Annotated in this window: 1 pseudogene; it reads left to right on the top strand. The window is 41.6% G+C overall.

The features are described 5' to 3' along the window. Nucleotides 1–611, top strand: a pseudogene (locus IEY73_RS34710) (hypothetical protein); the annotation flags it as partial.

Raw genomic sequence — 611 nt, 5'->3', positions numbered from 1 at the left:
CAGTCAAATCAACACAGCCTACCAAATGCTCACAGACGCCAGCGATGGGAAATTAGGGACTTATAGTAGTAGCAATAGTGGCAGTAATAACGGCTATACACCATGCAATAGCACCAACGGGAGCAACGGAACGAGTGGGAACAATTGTTATGAACCCAATAAACAACAAAACGCCACCACCGCAACCACTAGCGAAACCAACTTGCAAAAAGTCTATAATGACGCCCAAAAAATAGCCAACATTATCGCCAGCTCTGGGAATAATAAAGGCGTTGAAAACGGCTTAAAACAATTCTTTGAAGCGCTAAAAAATAATAGTAGCAGTCTCAGTAATTTGTGTAATGGTAATAGCGGTAGTAGTAGTGGCTCTACTTGCACCGGTGGGCTTATCAACCTTTTAGGGGCAATCCCCACAAATGGGGTGAGCGATACGAATAATTTAATTAATCTGCTCACCGAATTCATTAAAACCACTGGGTTTATCCAAAATAATGATAATAGTGTATCTACTAGTCTTACAAGCGCTTTTCAAGCCATTACGAGCGCTATTTCTCAAGGGTTTCAAGCCTTGCAAAACGATATTAGCCCTAATGCGATTTTAACCTTGCTCC

The sequence above is a fragment of the Mangrovihabitans endophyticus genome, from assembly GCF_014646155.1.
GTDB lineage: Bacteria > Actinomycetota > Actinomycetes > Mycobacteriales > Micromonosporaceae > Actinoplanes > Actinoplanes endophyticus.
This window is presented reverse-complemented; position numbering and strand designations above follow the sequence as displayed.